Below are 15,149 nucleotides of genomic sequence, written 5' to 3' on the forward strand. Positions count from 1 at the left end.
CGATTTTATGAGACAATTACCGAAGCCATCTACCCTTTTCCGATAAGATACCGACAGATTAGGTTCAAAAGTCGTCGAGACTGGTCCCTCTGGTGTAATCCCCGGTGGAGCCGGAACTTTCGTTTGCTGTACTGGCACCTTTGTCATCGGTCTCCAGATACTCATCGTCGACCGATCCATCCCTGACGAACTCTTCGATCCGGTCAGCAGTCCGTTTCCCGACACCGGATACGTTGCCGCTCAGTGTGTCGACGAAGAAATCAGGGTTATCCAAGCCGTCGTAGAAGGCAGTCAGCTGCTCCCAGAGCGATCCGTCGGGCATCTCATCAACACCGGCAATATCTGGGCGGCTAAGATATTCCCGAAGCTTTCGGACCCGGTGACGCCCGAGACCCCTGACGTTCTCGACAAGCGGGACCTCGTCGCGGCGAACGCCGCGCTCGATGCGGAAGGTCATGATGTCCAGCCACTCCGGGCGGTGAACCTCCGGAGAGGCGTCGATGAGATACTTGGTCGCGTCCAGCGTGTCGGCAACACGCCGTGCATCAGAGGAGATATAGGCGCCGTCAACGCCCGTCCGCTGCTCTATCTCCCGGATGTCGAGGTTCTTGATCCAGTACCATCGGAGAATACCGGCCGTGATTCCGTACTCGTCGACGGGCAGCTCATGCTCCTGTAGTAGGCCCTCCAGCTCGTCAGAACAGTTCCTATCGATTTTTCGGTCGGCGAGTATGGTGGTCTGATAGACGAGATTGAGCCGGGTGAGGTTCCCGGTTCCGAGGTCTTCGAGCCAATCGTAGAAGTTCCGGATACCCGCCAACGTTGCGTTGCTGAACGAGTTGAAGGCAAACTCGATTGTCCCCTCACCGAGCGGCGTCGGTTGGAACTGTCGGGCCGTGTCCTTCTCCGTAATGAAATCCAGGTCTAAGAGCCAGTCAGCGGTCTCTCTGAGGCGGCTGTTGAGCCGTTCGTCCTTCGAGGAGTGTTCTCGGCCCCAGGCACCGATCTGTTTCATCTGCTGCCAATACAGCATCTCCTTGACGAAGGCCTCGATCTCGTGGGGCGTGTCCCAGCCGGTCGTGACCAACTCCAGCAGCAACCACCGGAAGCGCTCGTCGTTCTCGATGTGTGTCGTCACCGGCTCCAGCTCCCTGTGCGGCTCGAAGTACCGCTCGATCGTCTCCTCCGGGTCGTCGGTCAGAGTGAACGCATAGCCCTCGTCGTAGCCGTATCCCGGCCTGGCGGCTCGGCCGATCCACTGGACGTATTCGTATACCCCGACGAAGTTCGGGCCCCGCTTGATATCGGCGACGATGACCGACTGGACTGGCGCATCAAAACCATAGGCGATGGTCGTCGTCGCGAAGAGGCACTTGATTTCCCCCTCTTCGTAGAGGTCGACGATCCACTCCTTCACATCCTGGGGCAGGTCGCTATGGTGGAAAGCCACCCCACCGTCCATCATCCGGGCCAAGTCTTCGAGTGTACTGGTTATCTCTCCCTGGCTCTTGCGCTCCATTTCCTCCATGAAATTCCGGTCGGATGCATCGGCGAATATTCGGGTCTTGGCGACTTCCTCCGCTCGGGACTCCGTCCATGATTTGGCGTAGTTGAAGACGAGGAAGGGCGCTTTGTCCTGCTCTGAGCGGATGAAATTGGTGAGGGCGTCCTTCTTCTCCTGGGGGCCAACACCGACGACCTCTTCCTTGATTTCAATCTCACGCCCTTCTGGGCTGACCGTAAGATCGGCGTCCATCCAGTCGGCGAGTTCCTGCGGGTTCCCCAGGGTGGCACTCATCGAGAAGATCTCGATACCTTCGTACATCGCGGCGGCGATCGCTTTCTCGATACCCGGCCCGCGAAAACCCCCATAGATCTCGTGGAAGTCGTCAAGGACCACCAGGTCGAGATTGCGAGCGCTGCCTTTGTCTTGGAGAATTGCGCGATAGAACGAGTCGAACGTCGCAACGATCACATCGCCGGACTGGTAGGCACTCGGTCCCGAGTAGATTCGGTACTCGTCGCTACCCCATTCTTGCATCGATTCCCGTTTGTCTCGGACCAACTGGCGCGACGGCACCAGATACGCGACACGGCCGCCCTGATCCAGCTGCTTCTTCGTGACCGCCTCGGCACAAAGGGTCTTACCGTTGCCCGTTTCGGCGACGAGGAGATGGTTCCCAGGGGCCAATATACCGTCTTCAAAAGCCAGTTGCTGGGTTTTCTTGAGGGAGTCGTAGTCGTGGGCGCTCATTATTTCGTCCACGATCTCGGCGTCCTCGGGCGGGAGGTCGGGGATGTCACTCATCGCTCGACTTCCTCGATTGGGTAGAGGAAGTCACTCTTCAGCTGCTCACCACCGAGCGAATCGTAGAGAGTGAACAAGTCGGCGATGTCGCTGATGCTGTAGTCGTAGAGGAGGCGCTCTAGTTCGTTGTGTGTCTTGGTCTCTTCCAGCCCGGCTACCACGCCTTCAACATATTTTTCTCCGAGAACTTGGCCGACATGGCTCCCCTGGACAAACTTGTCCTCAATCCCTAACCGCTCCCAGTAGTCCTTATCAAAATTGTAGTCATTGTACCAAACGCTGTCGTTGTCGATATTCTCAAGATCGTATGCAATAAAATCAGGAAGTATCGGCTGGCCCTCCTGAAGTTCGTCCTTATGCTGTGCTGTGGCCGCCTTCGCGAGGTCGATATGGTTGGGGCAAGATGCCTTCAAATCAGCCATGAGACTAGACGGTTCCCCGGACCCGTCGAGTTCTTCGGCCCAGTTGAGCAAGTGCTTCAGGTCGAAGTAGGCACCGTTGTAGGTCAGCGTTCGTTCAATATCCCGCCCATCGCACCAATCAATCATTCTACGGAATAGGTCAGCAGTATGCTCCGCTTCCCATCCACCACGCCGGAAGAGGACAGCAGTGTCCGGTTCGTTGAGCGTGTCGTCGCTGTAGGCCAGCCCAACAGAAACCCATTCGTAGAAGCGGGTATCGTTGTCTCCGCGGTCGGGTTCCTCGAACGGGCTTGCAGTTTCGATATCAAGTGCTAACGTTCCCATAGATATACTGACAATCCCGATAGGGGACATGATAAAACTCCCGGACGGCCCAGCCGACCAACCCCCGTTTCGAGTGGATCAACTGGAACCTGCTGCGGTGCGGGGTATGTTTTTTCGCTCGTGCCCTTAGGCACACTCCCTAAGGGGTCTGTCCCACTGAATGGGACCAGTACCCGATACAGAACTGCCGAAGTAGCGACTCTGCCGACAGTCTCCGAAGCAATACTCCGCCTAAACTCAAGAAAAAGGCCTATTTTGCCGCGTATTCGCCGGGGTCGACAGTGTTGCCACTCATCAGTCGGCTCGTTAGCCCACGGAAGCGCCGACTATGCCGCTGTTCCAGGAGCCGCCACTGCTCCGCCATTCCAGGTTGGCGCCCCGGAGTTCCAGCGGATCCCGGCCGACCCTGCGCCATGCTTTGATGGCTTCGTGTAGGACATCGTCCAGTCGAGGGCAAGACGTGCTCTTGAGTCGGGATAGCATCGTATCGATGCGGAGGGTCAGCTCTCCGGTTTCGTCGTCTCTTGATACCTTTGCGGCGTACTTGTTGCACCACTGTTGCCACGCGCTCGACGACGCTTGCCTCGCTTCCATCCCCAGCAGGCTGGCGACTCGGCCGGCCGCGTTCTCGATGTGGTGCTCGGTTTTCTCGACAATAGCCGCAATCTCCTGTTCGATCTTCTTGGTGGCAAAGGTAACTGTCGCGTTCTCGTTACGGATCAATCCGTCTAGTCGGTCGAGGGCCCGGTAGATCGTGCTGACACCGTACTCAGTCGTCTCGGCTATCCCTTCGGGGTGTTGCTTCCCCCCGTCAGTCACGAGCGTCTCAAGGACGGCTACGTCGCTGTCACAGAGGTCCCGCATCTGGGTGACAAGCAGTGCTTCTTGCTGTGCCTCCATCTCCGGGGTCGGGTCCTGCTCGAAACTCACGGGCGACTGGGCAGGCTTAACGGCGAAGTGGTGGTCCGGGACGAAGGTAGTGGGATCCGCTCTCGTCGGAACGTCGGCCCAATAGAGGGTGTTGATTAGTGCCTCCTCAATCTCCCGCCGGAGTTCCTCCTTCTGTGCCCACTTGATGGCGTTTCCATTATTCAGCGACTTCTTCACGAGCACGCCGATCTTGGGATGGAAGAGCGGATCCGTCTCGTCTTTCTTCCGGACGTGCTTGGGGTGGTAGTGCTTGACTTGCTTGCCGTACTGGTGGCCGGATATCAGTCGCTTGGCGTCTTGTTTTGGGAGAACGGCCCGGTGGTTCTTTCCGACAATCTCCTCGTTGTCGACCTTGTACTCGAACCGGCTCCCCTCTTCGGTAGCACAGAGGTGGAGATACCGTTGCATGATACCCGACTGTCCGACCACTTTGGGGCTCATCGACCGCCGGAGTCGAACGTAGCGCTCGAAGGTCGTGATGTTGCTCATTTCGTGGGGTTGCGTGGCGAAATAGTCGGAGTTGACGCGCATCCCCCCCTCGTTCGCGAGAACGCTGAGCACCTGGGGCAGTAGCTGGTAGTACTCTTTCGGCTCAAAGTTCGACCCGCTAAAGTGAATGTTGACGCCCTCGGCGTTACTCGCGTGGTCAAATGGGCTGCTGATACGGTCGCCCGTTTCGTAGTGCTTCATCCCGGTGAAGCGGGGCTGAATTAGATAGTTTGCCTTCCGCTGGCTTTCGCCTTCCTCATAGAGCCCTATGCGGAACTCGTATAGCCGGTCTACGTCGACAGGATCGTCGGGACGCGGGGCGATACCACCTTTCTGGTACTTCAGGTTGACCGTCCAGGTACTCCCCGCGAGAGCCGTCTCTATCTCTCCAGAGTAGCCATCGAATCCGTCGAAAAGCAGCTTGCTCACGACCCAGTACGGGCTCAGGCCGTGCTCGGTGAAGATAAGATTGCCCTCGCACTCGTGCGGAGCAGTCGCGATATGGCTCACGCCGACCACCCCCTAACGAAGGAAGGTTGAAGACAGAGCAGCCGCTCACCAGCAGTTGATAAAATAAAGAAGTGTAGATATTCGGCGGTTCTATCCGAACATCTGGCGCATCATCGGGTGCATCTCCATGAGCTGCTCCTCGGCGATCTCCTCGTACAGCTTGTACGTGATAGAGACCGTAAGCAGCAGCCCCGTCCCGGAGACGTTCCCGATAGTGCCCATCATGTTGGCCATGACGGCAAGCAGTCCGACGAGGGCACCGCCGATGACGGTGACCTGCGGGATGTAGCGTTCGAGCACCTTCTCGATGACGCCGACGTTCTGGCGGAAGCCGGGGATCTGCATCCCGGAGTTGTGGATCTGCTTCGCGGTGGCTTCCGGACCCATGTCGGTTGTCTCGACCCAGAAGACCGCGAAGATGGCCCCGCCGACCAGCATGAAGGTGAGGTCCACGCCGATACGGACGAGGATCTGCCAGACGGGGTTCGTCGTCGCGTCCAGGAACCACATCCAGTCACCGGGTGACTGGATGGGCGCCAGGTAGTAGAACAGCCCGCCCACCGGCTGCCCGGCATTGTTGTAGGTGCCGAGAAAGCCCGGTAGGTTCGCGACCTGCTGGTCGAGGATGCGCCCCAGGAACTGGATGTTGGCCTGGAGCGCGCGGACGAGGATCATCGGCAGGACGCTGGCGTAGATGAGCTTCACGGGGAAGCGGCCGCGCGCGCCCTTCACCCGCGCGTTCGAGAGCGGAATCTCGACACGGACCGACTCCGCGTAGACGACGACCGCGAAGATGAGCACGGTCGTTATCAGCGCGAGCAGTCGGCCGCCACCGGGCGAGAGGAACAGCGTCTGGATACCCGACGCCGTAAACAGCGAGCCCGTCGCCTGCTGGCCCGTGATGAACAGGTACCACGTGTAGATGATACCGTTCTGGTTGCCGATGAAGGGGGTCGAAAGCAGGCCGCCCAGCAGTCGCTGGCTGACGCCGGCGACGATGAACAGCCCGATACCGGAGCCGACGCCCCACTTGGAGATGACCTCGTCCATGAACAGGATGAGGACACCGCCGACGAACATCTGGGCGAAGATGAGCGCCTGCACGCCGGTCGTCCCGATACCCAGCGACTGGGCGATGGCCGTGTCCGGCGGCAGGAAGTTCGCCGCAAAGACCATCGGGAGCCCCGTCAGGCAGATCATCACGATCACCAGCAGCTTCTGGAGCCCCTGGTAGAGTATCTGGTCCCGCGGGTCGTCCTGCGTGTTCAATCCGAGCAGGTTGGCCCCACCGAGCAACTGCAACACGATGGACGCGGTGACGATGGGCCCGATACCCAGCTGCATGATACTCCCCTGGCCCGAGGCCAGAATCGACCCGAATCGACCGAAGACCTGCTGGCTCGCGTCGATGTCGAGGCCGAACAGCTTCACGTTCGTCAGGAAGAAATACAGTATCAACACGCCACCCGTCCACGCGAGTTTCCGCTTGAACGGGACGTGTCCTTCCGGACGGCGGACTGCCGGCATCCGCACGAGCAGTGGTTCGGCGGTGTCCTTCCAGCTCATTGTTTACTCTTATTCCTCGTCGTCCGATTCGTCGTCGGTGTCGGCATCTGCCTGCCGTTCCTCACCGAACTCGGTCAACTTTGTGGTGCCGCCCGCGTCTTCGACCTTCTCGACCGCGCCGGCCGAGAAGTCGTCGGCGATGAGGGTGAGTTCGTTGCGGACCTGTCCCGCACCGAGCACCTTCACCAGATCGGCGTCCTCGGCCTCGTCGACGACCTCGCGGGCGTCGATGATGTAGCCGTCGCCGGCCTCCTCGGCGAGCCCGTCGGCCGCGTACAGCACGGCGTTCTCGTCGAGCTCGCGGACGTCGACCGTCGCGACCTCTTCCTGGGACTGTTCGGGGCGCTTGAACCCGCTCTTGCCCAGCGGCTCGTGGTTGTGGAACTCGTGCTTGTCGCGGCCGGCGGCCCCGCGACCACCGCGGTGTCCGGCGCCGCGTCGGTTCTTGTGCGAGCCGCCACCGTGCGTGCGCGACCCACGCTGTCGTCGTTTCTTGCTCGTCATTATCGCATCGCCTCCAGGAGCGCGTCGATGCCCTCGGTGTCGTGTCGCCCGAGTTCACCGCCCTCCTTGGTCGGGTGTTTGATGCCGTCGTGGCCGCCCCGTGGCGGGTGCAGACGGAGTGTCGGGGAGAGACCCTGCTCTTGCAGCGTCGTCTCCTCGGAGATGAGAGCCCACGCCAGGCTCTCGATGTCGTCATAGTCGGTGTTGTCGGCGACCCACTCGTCGTCGACGTCGGCGTCGCCCTCGGCGGGCTCGGCGCGCGTCTCGATGAGTAGCTCGACGGTCTCCTGGCTGGGTTCGCCGAAGGCGACGAAGTCGTTGACCTTCGACACCATCCCGTTGTACGCGTCCGTGTCCGGGACGAACGTACAGTGGTTGACGTGGTGGATGTTCAGCATCTTCAGCGTGTCGTGGATGTCCGTATCCATGTTCACGTCGCCACGAATCTGGACGAGTGCTTGCATCACTCGATCACCTCGCGCTTCTCGAAGGTACGCTCGGGGACGCGGGCCTCGGCCGTGTTCTGCAGGGCGTTGAAGGTGGCCTTCGCGAAGTTGACCGTGGTGCGCGTGTTACCCGACGAGCGGGTCCAGATGTCCTCAATGCCGGCGAGTTCGAGCACCTTGCGGACGGTCTCCCCGCCGGCAAGGCCCAGCCCGCGCGGGGCGGGCTGGAGCTCGACTTCGACGCTTCCGGCCTTGCCCTCGGTGCGCAGCGCGACCGTGTGCGGACGGCCACAGCCACACTCCCAGGACCCACAGCCACGGGAGACGTCGATGATGTTCAGCTTGGCCACGTCGATGGCCTTCTGGATGGCACCGCCGACCTGGTCGTCGCGCCCTTCGGCGTAGCCGACCAGCCCGTCGCGGTTGCCGACTGCGACGACACAGCGGAACTTCACGCGCCGGCCGGAGTCGGTCATCCGCTGGACCATGTTGATGTCCAGCACTTCGTCTTCCAGGTCGGGAACGAGCTGGTCGACGACTTCCGATTCTTTCAGGGGAAGCCCCGAGTTCAGCGCCTCCTGCATGGAGTCGATTTCGCCCTCGACAACCTGCTTGCCGAGGCGTGTGCGGGGTTCCCAGCCGTTATTGGCACTCATAGTTCGATGTCACCTTCCAGTAGTGTCTCCCGAATCTCGTCGAAATGCTCCGGGAGGTCTGCAGCGTCGAAGTCCCCGCTGTACAGCGGTTCGTCCAGCATCTCGGCGTACTCGGCGATGTGGCTACCGCGCGTGCGCTGCCAGTCGGCGAGTACGTCGTCGTTGTGGGGAACTTCGAGGCCGGCGTCGATAGCGCCTTCCTGTATTGCGAACACTTTGCTTCCGGGGGTCGGGGTGTTAAGGCCGATGTCGAGCACCGCTTCCTCGACGCCAGCGTCCAGCGCGCGAAGCCCGGCGAGCAGCCCGGTGAGGTAGGCCGCGGGCATGTTGCCCGTCGGCGCCTCCCAGCCGTACTCCTCGAGGTCGCCCGACTGTGCTGCCGCAAGCGTGCGGTCGCCGTCAGGTCCGAGAGTCACCAGCTGCGCCCTGGTGTGCTTGTTGCTCTTTCGAGCGACAAGGCGGGGCTTGCCGGATTTCAGCAGGCGCAACCGCTGATGGTAATCCGTTCGGGCCTCGCGGCGTCGCCGCATCGGCACCTTGTATCGTGGTCCTGTCGCCATTATTCGTCACCGTGGTTTGCGTCGATGTAACGTTGTAGGTCGGCGACACTGTCGAACTCGCCACCGCCGGCCTGATCGTACAGGTCGCGGTACTGCGATGTCGAGAGTGTGCCGTCGTCGCGCAGCTCGCGCAGCTTCTTTCGCTGTGCGCGAATGCGGGACGCCCAGTTCTCCTTCTCGTTCTGTCGGGCCCCGGCCTTGCCCTTCCGGGAACCGGCTCCCTTCTGGTGGCCGTAGGCCTGCTTCTCCTGGCGCTCGCGTGCGCGACCGCGGGAGTTGCCCTTCTTGTCTTTGGCCGTGATGGCACCCTCCTCGACCAGCTCGCGAACGTCCTCGCGAGTGATGGCGTCGGCGATGTCACCCTGGCGGTCGGGGTTGAACCAGACGCGGTTCTTCCCGACGTCGAGGATGTCCGATGCGAGTCGCTTCTGTGCGGACAGATCCGTCATTACTCGTTCACCTCGACTTCGACGTAGGTGGGGTTTAGCACGCGGATACCCGCGTCCTCGGCTTCCTCCTCGATGCGCTCGCGCTTGCGGGCGCCGACCTTCGAGGCGATGCGGACGGCCTCGACGTCGCCGTCGACGCCCTCCAGGTCGTCCGTGTTGTGGACACGGACTTCCTCGAAGCCCGAGGGGTGTTTGCCACGGGCAGCCTTGGGCGTTCGGAAGCCGGCCTCGACGGTGGCTCCCTTGCCCTTGATACCGCGGCGCTGTTTCGAGAGGTCGCCGCGTGGCTTGCGCCAGGACGTCGAAACGCGCTTTTTCTTGTGGTGGTCCTGTCGGTTGAACTGCGGGCCGCCGACGCGGTGTCGCTGGGCCAGCAGTCGGGCCGTCTCGTCGTCGAGGTCGGGCGTCTTGTCGGCGAGCCCGCGGGGCTGGAGCTCCGTCTCCACGTCCTCGTCTGCGGCCTCGTCTTCGCCTTCCTCTTCGACCTCGGCCTCGGTCTCGGTCTCGACTTCGAGACCGCCGACGTCGGCCTTGATTCGGGCGGCCAGCGCGTTGCCGACGCCGTTGGCCTCGGCCAGTTCCGACTGGTCGGCAGCGCGGATGTCCTCGACCGTCTCGAAGCCCGCCTCGCGGAGGGCATCGGCTTTCGCGTCGCCGACGCCGCTGATGTCGGTGAGTTCGGCGTACTCGTCGTCCGCCATCAGGCGTCACCTCGGGACGGCTTCTGGGTGATGTACACCCCGTCTTGGAACACACGCACGTCCTTGTCGTTGATGCGTGTGAGCTGTTCGATGTCCGCGGCGGTCTGGCCGACGGCCTCGATGTCGGGGCCGGTCACGGTCAGCTCCTCGCCGTCGACCGACACGTCGGTGTCACCGTGAACGGTGGTCCGACGGGCGGCCTTCTCGCCGAGGAAGTTCTCGATGACGACCTCGTCACCGTTGACGTCGACCTGCATCGGGAAGTGAGAGTAGAAGACTTCCATCTCGTACTCCCACCCCTCGACGACGCCGTGGAACATGTTCTCTATGTGGCTCTCGAAGGTCCCGATGGTCGACATCGTCTTGGCGTCGTCCTCGTCGGACTCGACCGCGACGACGTCGTCCGCGACTGTGACGTCGATGTCGGGATACCAGAGCCGACGTGTGACCGTCCCGTTGGGACCCTCGACCGTGAGGTCGAGATGGTCCTGGGAGACGGACACGTCCTCCGGAATCTCCAGTTCTACTCGTGGCATTGTTAGTACACGTACGCGATTACTTGGCCACCGACGCCTTCCTCACGAGCCTCGTAGTGGCTCATGACTCCGTGGCTGGTCGTCACGACGAGAGTCCCGTAGTCACGGGCGGGGAGGAACCGCTTCTCCCACTTCTCGAACTCGTCTGCGCCCGCCGAATAGCGGGGCTTGACCGGACCACACTCGTTGATGGCTCCTTTCAGTTCGACCTCGAACTCACCGGCTTTGCCGTCGTCGACGAATGTGAACCCGTCGATGTACCCGCGGTCGTAGAAGACCTCGAGTACGCTACCGATCTCGTTCGAGGCGGGCGATACCGTCTGCTCCAGATGCCCGACGCTCTCGGCGTTGTTGAGTGCCGACAGTGCGTTGGCGAATGGGTCGTTTCCTGTCATTGTTAGCTGTACTTCCTAAAGCCCATGCCCCGGGAGATCTCCCGGAAGCACTGGCGACACAGCCAGATGTCGTACTTGCCGACGAGTCCCTGCTCGCGCCCGCAGCGCTGACAGGACTCGAGCTGGCCCGTACGCTCGTCTTCGGCCTGTTGGGTTTCACTTTCGCTCATTCGCTCACCTCAACGTCGAAAGTCGACTCGATAAAGGCGACCGCATCGTCCGGGTTGAGTCGGTGGTTCGAGGGAATCGAGCGGGACGCCTTGTCCCGCTTGGCGACGCGGTAGCCGGGGCGGACGAGGTTGACCGTCACGTCCAGCCCGTAGATTCCGATACTCGGGTCGTACTCCTGGCTCGGGAACTCGGTGTGTTCCTCGATACCGAAACTGAAGTTGCCGGTGTCGTCGAACTGGCCCGAAGCCAGTTCGGCGAGAGGCAGCGCAGTTTCGAGGAACGCCTCGGCGTCGTCGCCACGCAGGGTGACCTTCGCGCCGATGGGGTCGCCCTGGCGGATGTCGAACTCGCCGACGGTCCGCTTCGCTCGCGTCCGAACCGGGCTCTGACCCGTAATCTCGGTGATGATGTCCTCGGCGTTGGCCAGGTCCTGGCCACCGTGGCCGATGCCCATATGGACGACGACCTTCTCGACGCTCGGCTCGCGCATCTCGTGGAAGTCGGCCGAGTCAGTGTCACTACTCATCGTCATCACCCGTGAAGTTCTCGTCGATGACGACGACGTACTCCTCGACCGTCTCGAAGCCGCCGTCGTCGCCCTCCTGGGACACCAGAACGTTGTTCTGGGCCGAGCCGGGCGTGACCTGAATCTCGTCTATCTCGCCGATTTCGCCCGCGTGGGCGCCGTCGACGGCTGTGACGAGCGCGCCCTCCTCGTACTCGAAGTGGGCGATGACCTCGCTGGTCTCGTTGTCGACGACGATCGAGTCGCCGCCCGAGTACTGGTCGCCGTCCTCGACGATGAGCGTCTCACCGTCGTGGAGGCCCAGTTGGACGTCGCCGCCGGCGACGTTGGTCTTGTTGACGATCTTCCCGAGCTTGGACTCGGCGGCGTCGGCCTCGATGGCCGTCAGCGCCAGCCGTCCGCCCTCGCCGGGGAAGACGCGGTAGTACTCCTCGCGCTCGGTGAAGGCCATGATGTCGAACATCCCGACGGGCCGTTCCTCGTCGGAGACGGCCTTCCCGTTGATGAGGACGTTGTCCTCGTTGAGCGCGTAGCGCGCTTCCTTGCGGTTGTCGGCGTAGCCCAGCACGTCCCGCAGGACGATGAGGAGGGGGACCCCCGACTCACCGTGCGGGCCGGCGCCGGCCTTGACCGTAAACGTTGCCGTCTTGCGCTCGACGGGCCAGCTGTTTGGCACCGACAGTCGCTTCTGATGCTTGCTCATGCGGAATCATCCTCCGATTCGAGACGCTCCTCTCGAAGCTCGTCCTCGAGGTTCAGGTCTGTGACCCGGACGTTCGAGGTGTCGAGCGGGCGAGGGACTTCCTCGCCGTCGGTGGTCTCTAGGGTGACGTCTTCCACGTGGATGACGGCATCCGTGAGGTCGACGGTGAGGACTTCGCCGTCCTCGCCGGCGTAGTCGCCACGGAGCACCTCGACGGTGTCCCCGGCGTTGACGCGGACGTTGCGCTGGCCGTACTCCTCGCGGAGGTCGGCCGACAGCGTGGCCCGCACCTGCTTGTGTCGCTCGTGCAGCGGAGCGTCTCGGTCGCTCTTTCGCTGTTTGTCTGGTTGCGTTGTCATGGTTCTATACGATCATCGTCGCTGCGGAGGCGACACTCCCGAACCGTTCCGCGACTTCCCGCGAGATGGGGCCTTTCAGCTCGGTCCCGCGCGGGTCCTCGTTCTCGTCCACGATGACGGCCGCGTTGTCTTCGAACTTGACGCGGGTGCCGTCGGGACGGCGGATCGGTTTGCGCTGGCGGACGACGACGGCTTCGAGCACCTGGCGACGCATTTCGGGCGTCCCCTTGGTGACCGAGACCGTGATCTTGTCGCCCAGCCCCGCCTTCGGATGGCGGTTTTTCGTCCCCGAGTAGCCGTGGACGGAGATGACTTTTAGCTGGCGTGCGCCGGTGTTGTCGGCACACGTGATCAGCGAGCCTTTCTCCAGGCCCTGGGTGACGTCGGCGTTGAGCGCCTCCATTATTGCTCACCGTCCTCGATAGCCACAACGACGTGGCTCTTCGTTTTCGAGAGCGGTCGACACTCTGCTATCGTGACCGTGTCACCGACCGCGAGGTCGAGACAGTCCGGTGCGTGAGCCGGGACGCGGCTCCGCCGCTTCATGAAGCGGTCGTATTTGGGCACCTTCACGTCGTACTCGCGTTCGACGACGACGGTCTTCTCCATGTCAGTGGAGGCGACCTCTCCTTCCAGTGTCTGCCCGCGCACGGAGAGCTCTCCGTGGAAGGGGCAGTTCTGGTCGGAACAGGCCGTCTCCGGTTCCTGTACGTTCAGTCCTAGCGCCATTTGGATTCACCTGCGTTCGCTGTGCGTCGAGCGGGACGGGCGACGAGTCGGTCGCCCTCGACGCGGACGGTCTGTCCGTCCACGTCGAAGGCGAACGTCGCGCTGTCCTTCGGCACGTGCCACACCCGAGCGTCTCGCTCTACCGTCAGCAGCTGGGTCGTCTCCATGACGACCGAACCGCTGATGCCGACCGCGTCCGGGTTGGACGCCGCGACGACCTCGACGTCGAGGCCGACGAGTTCGTGTCGTGTGAGCGTCTCGGGTGTCAGTGGCATTATTCGTCCTCCGTCTGGAGGTCGCCTTCTTCGCCCTGAATCGTCTTGATTCGGGCGATGGCCTTCTTCAGTTCCTTGATGCGACCCGGGTTGTCCGGGGCGCCGCCCGCCGCCAGCGTGGCGCGAGCGTTGAGCAGCTCCGTCTTGAGGTCCTCGAGCTCCGCCTCTCGCTCGGCGGGGGTCATGTCGCGGATCTCCTGGACGTGGAGGACGGCCATTACTCCTCAGCCTCCTCTTCGTCGGACTCGTCGTCCATCTCGTCCATGAGCTCCTCCGCTTCGGCCTCGGTCTCCTCGTCGAGTTCCTCGTCGACGGCCTCTTCGAGTTCGTCGACGTCGACCTCTTCCACGTCGTCGTCAGTGGGGATGTCGACCTCTTCCTCGATGACCTCTTCGTCGGGAGCGGCCTCGTCCGCGTCGGCCTCGGTGGCCTCGTCGGCCGCTTCCTCGGCCTCGGTGGCCTCTTCGGGTTCGCCTTCGAGGAGTTCCTCGACGCTTTCCCCGTCCGTGTCGGCGACGTAGTCCTCGACCTCGACGTCGTCGTAGACCTCGAAGTCGTCGGGCAGCTCCGCCTCCGGCGGGATGATACGCACCTGGACACCGATGGTGCCCAGCTTCATCACCGCGACGCCGACGCCGCTGTCGACGATGTCCTCGGCGGGTTCGCCGTTGTGCTTGATGTAGCCGCGGTTGAACTTCTCGACGCGCGAGCGGGCACCGGTGACCTTCCCGGAGAGGACGATCTCGGCACCGAGTGCGCCCGACTCCATGATGCGGTCGATGGTGGTGTGGCCGGCCTTGCGGAAGTACCAGCCACGTTCGAGGGCGTTGCCCAGGCGGTCCGCGACGATGCGGGCGTTGAGGTCCGGCTCCTCGACTTCCTGGACGTCGATCTGCGGGTCGTCGAGGTCGAACCGCTCCTCGAGTTCCGTCGTGATCTTCCGGATGTTCTTCCCGCCCTTGCCGATGACCATCCCTGGCTTTTCGGCTTTGAGGACGATCTGCGTGCCCATCGGGGTCTTGGCGACGTCCATGCCGCCGTAGCCGGCGCGACCGAGTTCCTCTGCGAAGAACTCGTCGATCTGGGTCCGCTGAAGCCCGTCCTCGATGAACTGCTGTTCGTCGGCCATTAGCCTTCGACCTCCTCTAAGACGAGTTCGACGTCGACCTGTGGCGTGTTCCAGGCGGAGGCCCGGCCCATCGCGCGCGGTTTGCGACCCTGCGACTCGCCGACCTTGTGGGCGGCGACGTGCATGATCTCCATGGCCTCGCCGTCGAAGCCCTGGTGGTCGGCGTTGCCGATGGCGTTCGTGAGCAGGTCCTGGAAGGCCTCGCTGGCCTTCTTGGGGAACCGGCCCGCGTCCCAGCCGTCGACTTTCGATTTGTGGCCGACACCCGAGTTGTGCTGTTTGAACGCGATCGGCTGGTCGCCGGCGATAACGCTATCGAGGAACTCGACGGCCTCGCCGGCCGTCTTGCCCTTGATCTCGCGGGCGATAGCCTTGCTGTGCTTGAAGCTCATCTGCCGCTCCCGAAGCATCGCTTTCGCGGTGGTGTCCGGGTCGGCGTCGACTGAGTAGCTGATTCCCAT

The 15,149-nt window shown here is 62.4% G+C and carries 22 protein-coding genes; all 22 read right to left on the bottom strand.

Translation table 11 applies throughout. The features are described 5' to 3' along the window. Positions 1-64 precede the first annotated feature (64 nt). The 22 genes from VJ162_RS09780 to VJ162_RS09885 all read right to left on the bottom strand — a co-directional run bounded on the left by VJ162_RS09780 (position 65) and on the right by VJ162_RS09885 (position 15,149). Positions 65-2,308 (bottom strand): DEAD/DEAH box helicase, encoded by a 2,244-nt coding sequence (locus VJ162_RS09780; RefSeq protein WP_324663926.1) that lies wholly within the window; start codon positions 2,306-2,308, stop codon positions 65-67. Continuing rightward, positions 2,305-3,084: a hypothetical protein gene (locus tag VJ162_RS09785; RefSeq protein WP_324663927.1), complete on the bottom strand. Its 780-nt coding sequence runs from the start codon at positions 3,082-3,084 to the stop codon at positions 2,305-2,307. Before VJ162_RS09785 ends, VJ162_RS09780 begins: the two co-directional genes overlap by 4 nt. Positions 3,085-3,360: 276 nt before the next feature. Next, positions 3,361-4,983, bottom strand: coding sequence for a DUF7845 domain-containing protein (locus VJ162_RS09790; RefSeq protein WP_324663928.1), 1,623 nt, complete (start codon positions 4,981-4,983; stop codon positions 3,361-3,363). A gap of 90 nt (positions 4,984-5,073) precedes the next feature. Further along, complete coding sequence (secY, locus tag VJ162_RS09795; protein WP_324663929.1) at positions 5,074-6,549, bottom strand: preprotein translocase subunit SecY; 1,476 nt, start codon at positions 6,547-6,549, stop codon at positions 5,074-5,076. 9 nt (positions 6,550-6,558) lie between these two features. Then, positions 6,559-7,053, bottom strand: a complete 495-nt coding sequence (locus tag VJ162_RS09800) for an uL15m family ribosomal protein (protein ID WP_324663930.1) — start codon at positions 7,051-7,053, stop codon at positions 6,559-6,561. Beyond that, positions 7,053-7,517, bottom strand: coding sequence for a 50S ribosomal protein L30 (gene rpmD, locus VJ162_RS09805; RefSeq protein ID WP_324663931.1), 465 nt, complete (start codon positions 7,515-7,517; stop codon positions 7,053-7,055). The genes VJ162_RS09800 and rpmD overlap by 1 nt, the downstream gene beginning before the upstream one ends. Then, entirely contained in the window at positions 7,517-8,155 is a 639-nt protein-coding gene (locus tag VJ162_RS09810) for a 30S ribosomal protein S5 (protein ID WP_324663932.1), read from the bottom strand. The genes rpmD and VJ162_RS09810 overlap by 1 nt, the downstream gene beginning before the upstream one ends. Then, complete coding sequence (locus VJ162_RS09815; protein WP_324663933.1) at positions 8,152-8,715, bottom strand: 50S ribosomal protein L18; 564 nt, start codon at positions 8,713-8,715, stop codon at positions 8,152-8,154. The genes VJ162_RS09810 and VJ162_RS09815 overlap by 4 nt, the downstream gene beginning before the upstream one ends. Beyond that, positions 8,715-9,164, bottom strand: coding sequence for a 50S ribosomal protein L19e (locus VJ162_RS09820; RefSeq protein ID WP_324663934.1), 450 nt, complete (start codon positions 9,162-9,164; stop codon positions 8,715-8,717). The genes VJ162_RS09815 and VJ162_RS09820 overlap by 1 nt, the downstream gene beginning before the upstream one ends. Then, entirely contained in the window at positions 9,164-9,865 is a 702-nt protein-coding gene (locus VJ162_RS09825) for a 50S ribosomal protein L32e (protein WP_324663935.1), read from the bottom strand. The genes VJ162_RS09820 and VJ162_RS09825 overlap by 1 nt, the downstream gene beginning before the upstream one ends. Beyond that, positions 9,865-10,401 (bottom strand): 50S ribosomal protein L6, encoded by a 537-nt coding sequence (locus VJ162_RS09830; protein ID WP_324663936.1) that lies wholly within the window; start codon positions 10,399-10,401, stop codon positions 9,865-9,867. The genes VJ162_RS09825 and VJ162_RS09830 overlap by 1 nt, the downstream gene beginning before the upstream one ends. Before the next feature lie 2 nt (positions 10,402-10,403). Next, the gene (locus VJ162_RS09835; protein ID WP_262180541.1) at positions 10,404-10,796 is read right to left on the bottom strand and encodes a 30S ribosomal protein S8; all 393 of its coding nucleotides are present in this window, start codon (positions 10,794-10,796) and stop codon (positions 10,404-10,406) included. A gap of 2 nt (positions 10,797-10,798) precedes the next feature. Further along, positions 10,799-10,966, bottom strand: a complete 168-nt coding sequence (locus VJ162_RS09840) for a 30S ribosomal protein S14 (RefSeq protein ID WP_324663937.1) — start codon at positions 10,964-10,966, stop codon at positions 10,799-10,801. Next, positions 10,963-11,493: a 50S ribosomal protein L5 gene (locus VJ162_RS09845; RefSeq protein WP_324663938.1), complete on the bottom strand. Its 531-nt coding sequence runs from the start codon at positions 11,491-11,493 to the stop codon at positions 10,963-10,965. Before VJ162_RS09845 ends, VJ162_RS09840 begins: the two co-directional genes overlap by 4 nt. Beyond that, entirely contained in the window at positions 11,486-12,196 is a 711-nt protein-coding gene (locus VJ162_RS09850; RefSeq protein WP_324663939.1) for a 30S ribosomal protein S4e, read from the bottom strand. Before VJ162_RS09850 ends, VJ162_RS09845 begins: the two co-directional genes overlap by 8 nt. Beyond that, positions 12,193-12,555 carry a 50S ribosomal protein L24 gene (gene rplX, locus VJ162_RS09855; protein ID WP_324663940.1) on the bottom strand — a complete coding sequence of 121 codons (363 nt, stop codon included), beginning with the start codon at positions 12,553-12,555 and terminating at the stop codon, positions 12,193-12,195. The genes VJ162_RS09850 and rplX overlap by 4 nt, the downstream gene beginning before the upstream one ends. A 4-nt stretch (positions 12,556-12,559) precedes the next feature. Then, complete coding sequence (locus tag VJ162_RS09860; protein WP_262180531.1) at positions 12,560-12,958, bottom strand: 50S ribosomal protein L14; 399 nt, start codon at positions 12,956-12,958, stop codon at positions 12,560-12,562. Further along, the gene (locus VJ162_RS09865) at positions 12,958-13,284 is read right to left on the bottom strand and encodes a 30S ribosomal protein S17 (protein WP_262180529.1); all 327 of its coding nucleotides are present in this window, start codon (positions 13,282-13,284) and stop codon (positions 12,958-12,960) included. Before VJ162_RS09865 ends, VJ162_RS09860 begins: the two co-directional genes overlap by 1 nt. Beyond that, the gene (locus VJ162_RS09870; protein WP_324663941.1) at positions 13,275-13,559 is read right to left on the bottom strand and encodes a ribonuclease P protein component 1; all 285 of its coding nucleotides are present in this window, start codon (positions 13,557-13,559) and stop codon (positions 13,275-13,277) included. The genes VJ162_RS09865 and VJ162_RS09870 overlap by 10 nt, the downstream gene beginning before the upstream one ends. Further along, the gene (gene rpmC / locus VJ162_RS09875; RefSeq protein WP_324663942.1) at positions 13,559-13,777 is read right to left on the bottom strand and encodes a 50S ribosomal protein L29; all 219 of its coding nucleotides are present in this window, start codon (positions 13,775-13,777) and stop codon (positions 13,559-13,561) included. Before rpmC ends, VJ162_RS09870 begins: the two co-directional genes overlap by 1 nt. Then, on the bottom strand, positions 13,777-14,688 hold the full coding sequence (locus VJ162_RS09880) for a 30S ribosomal protein S3 (protein ID WP_324663943.1): 912 nt from the start codon (positions 14,686-14,688) through the stop codon (positions 13,777-13,779). The genes rpmC and VJ162_RS09880 overlap by 1 nt, the downstream gene beginning before the upstream one ends. Continuing rightward, entirely contained in the window at positions 14,688-15,149 is a 462-nt protein-coding gene (locus tag VJ162_RS09885) for a 50S ribosomal protein L22 (RefSeq protein WP_324663944.1), read from the bottom strand. The genes VJ162_RS09880 and VJ162_RS09885 overlap by 1 nt, the downstream gene beginning before the upstream one ends.

This window comes from Haloarcula sediminis, assembly GCF_035656455.1.
GTDB lineage: Archaea > Halobacteriota > Halobacteria > Halobacteriales > Haloarculaceae > Haloarcula > Haloarcula sediminis.

What these genes read in the sequence shown, in the direction of transcription:
- VJ162_RS09780 (WP_324663926.1), bottom strand. Translation starts at nt 2,308, where the DNA reads ATGAGTGACATCCCCGACCTCCCGCCCGAGGACGCCGAGATCGTGGAC.
- VJ162_RS09785 (WP_324663927.1), bottom strand. Translation starts at nt 3,084, where the DNA reads ATGTCCCCTATCGGGATTGTCAGTATATCTATGGGAACGTTAGCACTT.
- secY (WP_324663929.1), bottom strand. Translation starts at nt 6,549, where the DNA reads ATGAGCTGGAAGGACACCGCCGAACCACTGCTCGTGCGGATGCCGGCA.
- VJ162_RS09800 (WP_324663930.1), bottom strand. Translation starts at nt 7,053, where the DNA reads ATGACGAGCAAGAAACGACGACAGCGTGGGTCGCGCACGCACGGTGGC.
- rpmD (WP_324663931.1), bottom strand. Translation starts at nt 7,517, where the DNA reads ATGCAAGCACTCGTCCAGATTCGTGGCGACGTGAACATGGATACGGAC.
- VJ162_RS09810 (WP_324663932.1), bottom strand. Translation starts at nt 8,155, where the DNA reads ATGAGTGCCAATAACGGCTGGGAACCCCGCACACGCCTCGGCAAGCAG.
- VJ162_RS09815 (WP_324663933.1), bottom strand. Translation starts at nt 8,715, where the DNA reads ATGGCGACAGGACCACGATACAAGGTGCCGATGCGGCGACGCCGCGAG.
- VJ162_RS09820 (WP_324663934.1), bottom strand. Translation starts at nt 9,164, where the DNA reads ATGACGGATCTGTCCGCACAGAAGCGACTCGCATCGGACATCCTCGAC.
- VJ162_RS09825 (WP_324663935.1), bottom strand. Translation starts at nt 9,865, where the DNA reads ATGGCGGACGACGAGTACGCCGAACTCACCGACATCAGCGGCGTCGGC.
- VJ162_RS09830 (WP_324663936.1), bottom strand. Translation starts at nt 10,401, where the DNA reads ATGCCACGAGTAGAACTGGAGATTCCGGAGGACGTGTCCGTCTCCCAG.
- VJ162_RS09835 (WP_262180541.1), bottom strand. Translation starts at nt 10,796, where the DNA reads ATGACAGGAAACGACCCATTCGCCAACGCACTGTCGGCACTCAACAAC.
- VJ162_RS09840 (WP_324663937.1), bottom strand. Translation starts at nt 10,966, where the DNA reads ATGAGCGAAAGTGAAACCCAACAGGCCGAAGACGAGCGTACGGGCCAG.
- VJ162_RS09845 (WP_324663938.1), bottom strand. Translation starts at nt 11,493, where the DNA reads ATGAGTAGTGACACTGACTCGGCCGACTTCCACGAGATGCGCGAGCCG.
- VJ162_RS09850 (WP_324663939.1), bottom strand. Translation starts at nt 12,196, where the DNA reads ATGAGCAAGCATCAGAAGCGACTGTCGGTGCCAAACAGCTGGCCCGTC.
- rplX (WP_324663940.1), bottom strand. Translation starts at nt 12,555, where the DNA reads ATGACAACGCAACCAGACAAACAGCGAAAGAGCGACCGAGACGCTCCG.
- VJ162_RS09860 (WP_262180531.1), bottom strand. Translation starts at nt 12,958, where the DNA reads ATGGAGGCGCTCAACGCCGACGTCACCCAGGGCCTGGAGAAAGGCTCG.
- VJ162_RS09865 (WP_262180529.1), bottom strand. Translation starts at nt 13,284, where the DNA reads ATGGCGCTAGGACTGAACGTACAGGAACCGGAGACGGCCTGTTCCGAC.
- VJ162_RS09870 (WP_324663941.1), bottom strand. Translation starts at nt 13,559, where the DNA reads ATGCCACTGACACCCGAGACGCTCACACGACACGAACTCGTCGGCCTC.
- rpmC (WP_324663942.1), bottom strand. Translation starts at nt 13,777, where the DNA reads ATGGCCGTCCTCCACGTCCAGGAGATCCGCGACATGACCCCCGCCGAG.
- VJ162_RS09880 (WP_324663943.1), bottom strand. Translation starts at nt 14,688, where the DNA reads ATGGCCGACGAACAGCAGTTCATCGAGGACGGGCTTCAGCGGACCCAG.
- VJ162_RS09885 (WP_324663944.1), bottom strand. Translation starts at nt 15,149, where the DNA reads ATGGGAATCAGCTACTCAGTCGACGCCGACCCGGACACCACCGCGAAA.